The sequence below is a fragment of the Deltaproteobacteria bacterium genome, from assembly GCA_011773515.1.
Taxonomy (GTDB): Bacteria; Desulfobacterota; Deferrimicrobia; order J040; family J040; genus WVXK01.
Genome location: WVXK01000090.1, coordinates 3,420 through 3,895, shown reverse-complemented (window position 1 = coordinate 3,895; position 476 = coordinate 3,420). Strand labels below are relative to the sequence as shown.

At 58.8% G+C, this 476-nt stretch carries 1 pseudogene (only partly in view); it reads right to left on the bottom strand.

The window, feature by feature from the left end:
• Positions 1-476: pseudogene (glgB, locus tag GTN70_09530) on the bottom strand (1,4-alpha-glucan branching protein GlgB); it runs 1,164 nt beyond the window's last position.

The following is a 476-nucleotide window of genomic DNA, read 5'->3' as shown; positions in this document are numbered from 1 at the left end:
ACGCCGACGCGGTAATTGACCCGGATAACGGGCGTGAAGTTACAGACCACGACGAAGTCGTCCCCGGTAGATTTCCCCCTCCTGACGAAGCTGATGATACTGCTCTCCCAGTCCCCGCAATCGATCCACTCGAAACCGCCGGACTCAAAATCGAGCTCGTAAAGGGCCGGCTCCCCCCGGTAGAGGCTGTTTAGATCCTGCACCCACTTCTGGACGCCCTGATGGCGATCATACTCAAGGAGGTGCCACTCCAGGCTGTCCTCGTGGTTCCATTCGCTCCACTGGCCGAACTCGCCCCCCATGAAGAGGAGCTTTTTCCCGGGATGGGTGAACAGGTACCCGAGAAGAAGGCGGAGGTTCGCGAATTTCTGCCAGTCATCCCCGGGCATCTTCCCGAGGAGGGACCCCTTCCCGTGGACGACCTCGTCGTGGGAGAGGGAGAGCATGAAGTTCTCGGTAAAGGCATAAATCATGCT